This window comes from Hymenobacter profundi, assembly GCF_019334315.1.
Taxonomy (GTDB): Bacteria; Bacteroidota; Bacteroidia; order Cytophagales; family Hymenobacteraceae; genus Hymenobacter; species Hymenobacter profundi.
Map to the genome: position 1 here is coordinate 24,007 of NZ_JAHWGL010000059.1, position 7,184 is coordinate 31,190.

7 protein-coding genes are annotated in these 7,184 nt (G+C 55.5%); 4 read left to right on the forward strand and 3 right to left on the reverse strand.

Going from position 1 to position 7,184, the window contains the following annotated elements:
* Positions 1-74 precede the first annotated feature (74 nt).
* Positions 75-644, reverse strand: coding sequence for a GNAT family N-acetyltransferase (locus tag KYK14_RS13935; RefSeq protein WP_185281594.1), 570 nt, complete (start codon positions 642-644; stop codon positions 75-77).
* 862 nt (positions 645-1,506) lie between these two features.
* On the opposite strand from KYK14_RS13935, the gene argB reads away from it, so the two are divergent.
* From argB to argH, 3 genes are read left to right on the forward strand one after another with little or no spacing between them, the layout of a single operon-like run.
* The gene (gene argB, locus KYK14_RS13940; protein WP_219159628.1) at positions 1,507-2,289 is read left to right on the forward strand and encodes an acetylglutamate kinase; all 783 of its coding nucleotides are present in this window, start codon (positions 1,507-1,509) and stop codon (positions 2,287-2,289) included.
* Entirely contained in the window at positions 2,277-3,356 is a 1,080-nt protein-coding gene (locus KYK14_RS13945) for a M20 family metallo-hydrolase (protein WP_219159630.1), read from the forward strand. Before argB ends, KYK14_RS13945 begins: the two co-directional genes overlap by 13 nt.
* Before the next feature lie 24 nt (positions 3,357-3,380).
* The gene (gene argH, locus KYK14_RS13950; RefSeq protein WP_219159632.1) at positions 3,381-4,691 is read left to right on the forward strand and encodes an argininosuccinate lyase; all 1,311 of its coding nucleotides are present in this window, start codon (positions 3,381-3,383) and stop codon (positions 4,689-4,691) included.
* A gap of 117 nt (positions 4,692-4,808) precedes the next feature.
* On the opposite strand, the gene KYK14_RS13955 is transcribed toward argH, so the two are convergent.
* Positions 4,809-5,288, reverse strand: a complete 480-nt coding sequence (locus tag KYK14_RS13955; protein WP_219159634.1) for a hypothetical protein — start codon at positions 5,286-5,288, stop codon at positions 4,809-4,811.
* A gap of 57 nt (positions 5,289-5,345) precedes the next feature.
* Positions 5,346-5,999 (reverse strand): TonB family protein, encoded by a 654-nt coding sequence (locus tag KYK14_RS13960; protein WP_219159636.1) that lies wholly within the window; start codon positions 5,997-5,999, stop codon positions 5,346-5,348.
* A 274-nt stretch (positions 6,000-6,273) separates the two neighbouring features.
* Here KYK14_RS13960 and KYK14_RS13965 point away from each other — a divergent pair, with 274 nt between their 5' ends.
* Positions 6,274-7,089 carry a phytanoyl-CoA dioxygenase family protein gene (locus KYK14_RS13965; protein WP_185281587.1) on the forward strand — a complete coding sequence of 272 codons (816 nt, stop codon included), beginning with the start codon at positions 6,274-6,276 and terminating at the stop codon, positions 7,087-7,089.
* Positions 7,090-7,184 lie beyond the last annotated feature (95 nt).

The following is a 7,184-nucleotide window of genomic DNA, read 5'->3' on the forward strand; positions in this document are numbered from 1 at the left end:
GGCCAGACGGTATCAAAACGGTTCGTCAGAACGCACCCCTCTCCCGGAGGGGAAGGACCGGGGGTGGGGTCACGCTACCGCAGAATCTCGATAGATTCCTGCGCAATCTTGCCGTACTGGTCTTTCAGATTGTCGTAGACCATGCCCGTGCATAAGCACATTTTGCGCTCGTTTTCCTGCAAGATGGGGTAGTTCTTGCAACTCATGCAGCCTTTCCAGAAGTCGTCGCTTTGCGTAAGCTCAGGGAAGGTGGTAGGGCGGTAGCCCAGCTCGCTGTTGATTTTCATCACAGCAGCGCTGGTGGTAATACCGAAAATCTTGGCTGCCGGGTACTTCGTGCGCGAGAGTTTGAACACCTCGTGCTTGATGGCTCGGCCTAGGCCTTCCTTGCGCAGCTCGGTGTTCACGATCAGGCCCGAGTTCACCACAAACTTGGCGTCGTCGAACGTCTCAATGTAGCAGAAGCCGGCCAACTCACCTTCTACGAAGGCGATGATGGCGTCACCGTTCTGGATTTTCTTGATTAAGTAATTCGGCTCGCGCTTGGCGATGCCAGTGCCCCGCGTCTTGGCCGACTCAACGTACCATTGGCAAAGGGTGTCAACATATTGAATGTCGGCGAAAGTAGCGACGCGTAAGTTCATGGAGATACGGCGATGCTTGCCTACGCAGGGGTAGGCAAAATGTCTCGAAAAGCAGGATTGCGAAAAGAGAGCCGTTGCTGCCGAGAAAGGCAGTTTTAGGCAACCGGGGCCGGCGGGACGGGTACTCGGGTAGGACTTCCATAGCCGGCTAGCACATGCTGGTAGCCGGGCTGACTGGGTCGCCAGAAGACCCATAATCAGCGCATGAATAACTGTCCTACACCCGTCGTCGCATCATTTCGGTTGAGTTTGTTTCCGGCCGGCTACCGAGCAGGTTAGGTGCACAGCGGAAAATTTTTGCAAACATAAACCCCGTAAAGGATATTGCAAGCTTTTACTGAAATTTACCCTCGTTGGTTGTGGAATTAACCAATTCTTAATCAAGGGGTTGTCAGCGTTGCAAAAATCACATTGGGATAATAAAGTTTGAGCAAGTAACGCGCCAAAGCGCTTTTGAGTACTGGCAAGTGCACGTAACCAATATGTTACGTATGTGCTCCGAATAGGACTATTCGGTTGCAGCTATATAACACACGCTAGCTGTAGCAGTTCATTTTAAAGACAAAATTTTACCTGGCCGATACTGTTGCTTGCAACGCGCAGATCATAAATATAAAGCTACTCAAGAGCGTCATGTCGAGCTTGTCGAGACATCTTGCGCGCTGATATCAGATAGTAAATGCCTTGCTAAAGGATAAAACTGCTTGCGGACGTTAGCACGTAAGATGTCTCGACAAGCTCGACACGACGCTTTACTTACTCTCTACCCGGTTTCTAATGACAGCCGTCAGTACGAAGCTCGTTCAGCAGAATCCCGTCAGGCGACTACCGGCGTCGGACCGGTAACGTAAGCATCTCTTCCATGAAAGAACAACTGAAAATAGTAAAGATAGGCGGCGGCATTCTGGACGATCCAGAGAAGCTGTACCAGTTCGTAGCCGAGTTTCACCGCCTACCCGGCCTGAAGGTGCTGGTGCATGGTGGTGGTAAGGGCGCTAGTACCTTGCTGCAAAGCCTCGGCATTGAGCCCCAGATGGTAAACGGTCGCCGCATTACCGACGCCGCCACGCTGGATGTGGTGACGATGTTCTATGCTGGCAAAACCAACAAGCTGCTGGTGGCCCTACTTCAGGAGCGTGGCACCAATGCCCTAGGCCTTTCCGGTGCCGATGGCAACGTGCTGCGCGCCACCCGCCGACCGATAGGTGCAGTCGATTACGGCTACGTTGGCGACCTGACCGATCAGAGCGTGAACACGCCACTACTGCAAACCCTACTCAGTGGGGGCCTCACGCCCGTGTTCTGCGCCATCACCCACGACGGCCAAGGACAACTGCTCAATACCAACGCCGATACCATTGCCAGCGTGTTGGCTCGTGCACTAGCACCATTCTATGAGGTAGCCCTGCATTTTTGCTTCGAGAAAGACGGCGTATTGGCCGACGTGCACGACGACAGCTCGGTGATTCCGCAAATCACGCTCGCGCTGTTTCAGGAGCTGAAAGCCAGCGGCGCTATTGCGGCCGGTATGCTGCCGAAGTTGGAAAATGCCTTTGCCGCCTTAGATGCAGGGGTAGAAAAGGTAATCATCGAAAACGCGTTGAAAATCAACGAACCCGTGAAAACTGTGCTATGCCAAAGCTAGTAGACCAGTTGACCGAGGAAGCCATTCAACTGCTGATGGCGTTGATTCGCACACCATCTTACTCGCGGGAGGAGGCGGATACGGCCACGCTGCTAGAGCAGTTTCTGCAAGCACACGGTGCCGAAGTGCACCGCGACGCCAATAACGTGTGGGCCATGTCACGCCACTGGCAGGAGGGCCGCCCAACGGTCCTACTCAACTCCCACCACGACACCGTGAAGCCCGGCGCCTCCTGGACCGCCGACCCATTCGGGGCCGCAGTAGTAGGCGACAAGCTCACCGGCTTGGGTAGCAACGACGCGGGCGCTTCCGCCGTGAGCTTGCTGGCGACGTTTCTCTACTTTGAGGAAAACCCGTTGCCCTTCAACTTGCTCTGCGCCATCACGGCGGAGGAGGAAGTATCGGGCGCTAACGGTATCCGTCGCCTGCTGCCCCTACTCCCCACCATCGACTTGGGCATTGTAGGAGAGCCGACACAGATGGACTTGGCCATTGCCGAAAAGGGCCTCGTGGTGCTGGACTGTATAGCGCACGGTCGCACTGGCCACGCCGCCCGCGAGGAAGGCGACAATGCCCTCTACAAAGCATTGAATGACATTCAGCTACTTCGCAACTACCAGTTTTCCCGCGTGTCGGAACTGCTGGGGTCAGTGAAGCTCTCCGTCACGCAAATTCAGGCCGGCACCCAGCATAATGTAGTACCCGACCGTTGCACGTTCGTGGTCGATGTGCGGACGAATGAGCTGTATTCCAATCAGGAAGTAGTCGATATTATTCGTACTATGGTAGGTGCCGAGGTGACGCCGCGCTCTACCCACCTCAATTCTTCACGCATTGCCCTGGAGCACCCGTTGGTGCAGCGTGGGTTGGCGCTGGGTAGGAAAGCATTCGGCTCCGTCACGCTCTCCGACCAAAGCATGATGCCCTTTACGACGGTGAAAGTAGGCCCCGGCGACTCGGCCCGTTCCCATACCCCCGACGAGTTTATTTATTTAAGCGAGATTCGCGGCGGGGTGCGTGGCTACGTAGAGCTGTTGCAGGGACTAGAATTAGAGACTAAAAACTAGAAGCTAGTTTTACCTTTTAGGAATATGAAAATCTGGGAAAAAGGCATTCCTGTAGATGCCAAAATCGAGCAGTTTACCATTGGTCAAGACCGGGAACTGGACCTGTATCTGGCCAAGTTCGATGTGCTGGCTTCCAAGGCGCAGGCCAATATGCTGGCGCAGGTAGGCCTGCTCACGTCGGAGGAAAACCAGCAGCTGCAACAGGGCCTCACGGAACTGGCCGATCAGGTGGAAGCCGGCACCTTCACTATTGAGGACGAGTTTGAGGATGTGCACTCCAAAATTGAGTCCTACCTCACGGAGAAGTTCGGCGACGCGGGCAAGAAGATTCACACCGCCCGCTCCCGCAATGACCAAGTGCTTACGGCTATTCAATTGTTTTTCAAGGACTACACCGAGCGCGCCGCTGCTAAAATCGTACAGCTGGCGGAGGTAATGCTGCAAAAAGCAGAAGTGCACAAAGCCGATTTACTACCTGGGTACACGCACTTCCAAGCCGCCATGCCCAGCAGCTTCGGGCTGTGGTTTTCGGCGTATGCTGAGCACTTGCTGCTGGATTTGGCGTTGTTCGAAGCCGCCCACACCGTAGCCGACCAGAACCCGCTGGGCTCCGGCGCTGGCTTCGGCAGCAGCTTCCCCATCAACCGCCAGCAGACTATGCAGGAACTCGGCTTCGGCAACATGGCCGTGAGCAGCGTGGGCGCCCAAATGCTGCGCGGCAAGACGGAAAAAACGCTGGCCTTCGCGCTGGCCGGGTGCGCCGCTACCCTCGCCAAAATGAGCTACGACCTGGTGCTCTACAACTCCCAGGACCTGGCCTTTGTGGAGTTGCCGGCCGCCTTCACCACGGGTTCCAGTATCATGCCGCACAAGAAAAACCCCGATGTGTTCGAGCTGATTCGGGCGCGGTGCAATGCGTTGCAGGCCCTGCCCAACACCATTACGCTCACCATCAGCAACCTGCCCAGCGGCTACCACCGCGACTTCCAGATTCTAAAGGAGCTGCTCTTCGAGCCCATGACGCAGTTTCTGGATATTCTGGACATCGTGCTGTTTGCCCTACCCCGGCTGCGCATCAAGCCCAACCTGCTGGCCCAGGACAAGTACGACGGCGTGTTTTCAGTAGAGAATATCAACCAGCTTATCCAAACCGGTACGCCCTTCCGCGAAGCCTACCAGCAGGTAGGCCGTGCCGTGAACGAGGGTAGCTACGTGCCACACAAGGAGTTTCAAACCAGTCACTTGGGCAGCGTGCACAACCTGGGCTTGGAAGAAATCGAAGCCAAGCTGGCGCGGGTGCGGCAAGGAAGTAGGGTGCTGGGCGGAGAGCAGTAATCAGCTGTCATCCTGAGCGGCGCGAAGGACCTTATTACGTTGGCACGAGTCGTTCGCACGATATTGTTCAGCGTGATAAGGTCCTTCGCGCTGCTCAGGATGACGACAGGTAGGTCATTACTTACTAACCTTCACGCGCTTCACAAGCGGCACCGTGAACTGAACGTTCACTGGCTTGCCGTTCTGCCGGCCAGGCCGAAACTGCCCCACAGTGCGGAAAGCCTCGGTCAGCGCCGGCGCCACCGCTTCTTCCGACTCGACGTAGGTGCCCCCCAGTGCGGGCCGCCGCACCTTGCCGGCTTTGTCGATGATGAAGGTGACGTAGGCCTGCGGTCCGCTGGCCGCACCGCCGGACACGTGGCTGGTCACGAAGGCTTGCAGACCATCCTGTCCACCGTCGAGGTAGGCGGGCATCTGCTCCACATAAGTATAGATCTTGTCGCCATCCAGCAGAGATATATCCGGCTTTTGCGGTTTGACTGCGTTTGGCATGGGCGTCGGCGTGGCTGTTTGGGCCTGCACATTGGGGCTGAGCAGCGTCAGGACACCAACAAGGCTGAGGGAACTGATTAGCTGGAGGGGTAGAGAGATAGGCATATGAGCTAACTTTTAAACTGAATGTGTCATTTTTTAGTCTGAGTAGTAGACTGCGCATTATCTAGAAAAGGTAATAGGTAGCGTGTAGTTGACGTCATCTTTAATCGGAATCCATTGTCCCATAAGCTTGGCAACACGTAGCGCTTCTCTATCGAATGGCTCACCCATCCCTTTTAGTATAGAAAATCTCCGGGCATATCCCTGTTTGGTAACAACAAAGCCTATAAAGACTCTCCCACTCTTCTGTTGGCCCGGTGGGTAGCGCAAGTTGTGAGTGATGAAGCGTCGTAAACCTTCTGTGCCACCGTTCTTATATTCTGGCATCTTCTCCGGAGACATTCCTAGAACTCCAGGAGGAAATGTTTGTGCGGCTTCTGGCCTCTTCGTCCCCGCCAGCACCTGCGCCCACGCTTCCCTACCCGACAACCCCAATCCGCATACCAGCACCAGTGCCACCAGAAACCGCCGCAGCTTGGAGCGCAGCCGCGGCTGTGGACCCGCGGCCAACTGGCTTTGCCGGAAGCGGCTACACAACTGGCCATCGGGCGAGGCGGTGCGGGCGGCGGCCAGGTCGGCGGCGGCGCTGTTGGTGAAGTCTATTACCTCGCGGTTGCAGTGGGCGCAGTGGCGACCCTGAGTGGTGGGCGCCATTTGGTGCCAGTCTGCGGGGCAGGCGTGCACGTGCACGTTGAGGATAGGTAGGAACAGCATAAAGACAATATAGATAGTTGTGTAGAGTACGTTACGTTGGAAGGGTAGAGCTTATTGCAGACGCACATGCTACGCCCTAAGGGAATTTCTGTAAGGCTATTTATGGAGTGCGCGGGAGCTGTTCACGTCATCTTCACGCAGCGCAAACCAGCTTTATTGTAGCTTATTCGAAACAATCTCCGTTTTTTATGTTTTATGTCCGCATCTAACGGCTACGATTGTGTGAGTATCTTTGCCGCCTACCCCGCAGGGGGTGTTGTTTCTACTTTGCCTTATGTCATCTCTTCAGAATTATCCCCGCTTCACTTTAGGTAATACGCTGACCACGGAGCAACTGGAGTTTTTTCGGCAGTATGGATTTCTGCATTTTCGACCTTTTCTGACCCCCGATACTGTGCAGGATTTGCTGCGCGCGTCGGAAGACGTGCAGAGCAAATGGCTGGCCGAGGGGGTAGAGAAAGTAAACGGCGTGCCCATCAAATACGGTAAGGATGTGGACGGCCAGCCCATTGTGCAGCGGTTTGCTTTCGCCTCACACCATAGCCCCGTACTGCGCGAGTTCCTGAAAGACCCACGCCTAGAAGCGCTGTTTCCGTTGCTGGAAGCTCCCGGCGGGCGCATCGGCGAAAACGAGAAGGACGGCCTTGTCATTAACCACTACGTGAACGTAACGGGCTCCGAGTTCTCGCAAATGGGTTGGCACACCGATTCTCTGCGCGACGTGTTCTACGGCAAGCGCATTGGTCCGATGCTGAACGTAGGTGTGCATCTCGATGGCACGCCGGCTACCAATGGCGGCCTGCGCCTGCTGGTAGGTACACACACGCAGAGCCTGCGCAAAATGCTGTTTCGTAAGAAATACTATAAAGACGTAGACTCTGACCCCAACGAAATAGCCGTAGAAACCGAGCCCGGCGACCTGACCGTGCACGACGGCCGCATGTGGCACCGCGTGGCCCGTTCGCCGCTGGTAGGTGAGGTGTCGCGCCGCCGTGTCATGTACATTCCTATTATCTCGGGCAAGTACGAGCCCAAAAACGAGGAAAGTCCTACGCCGTTTTACCTGCGCTTTCTGCATTTGGTGAAGTAGCGTAAGGACTACAAGGCTGTCATGCTGAGCGCAGCCGAAGCATCTCTACCGATAGTAATTCATAATGAATAGAATTAGCGCTGCGATAGAGATGC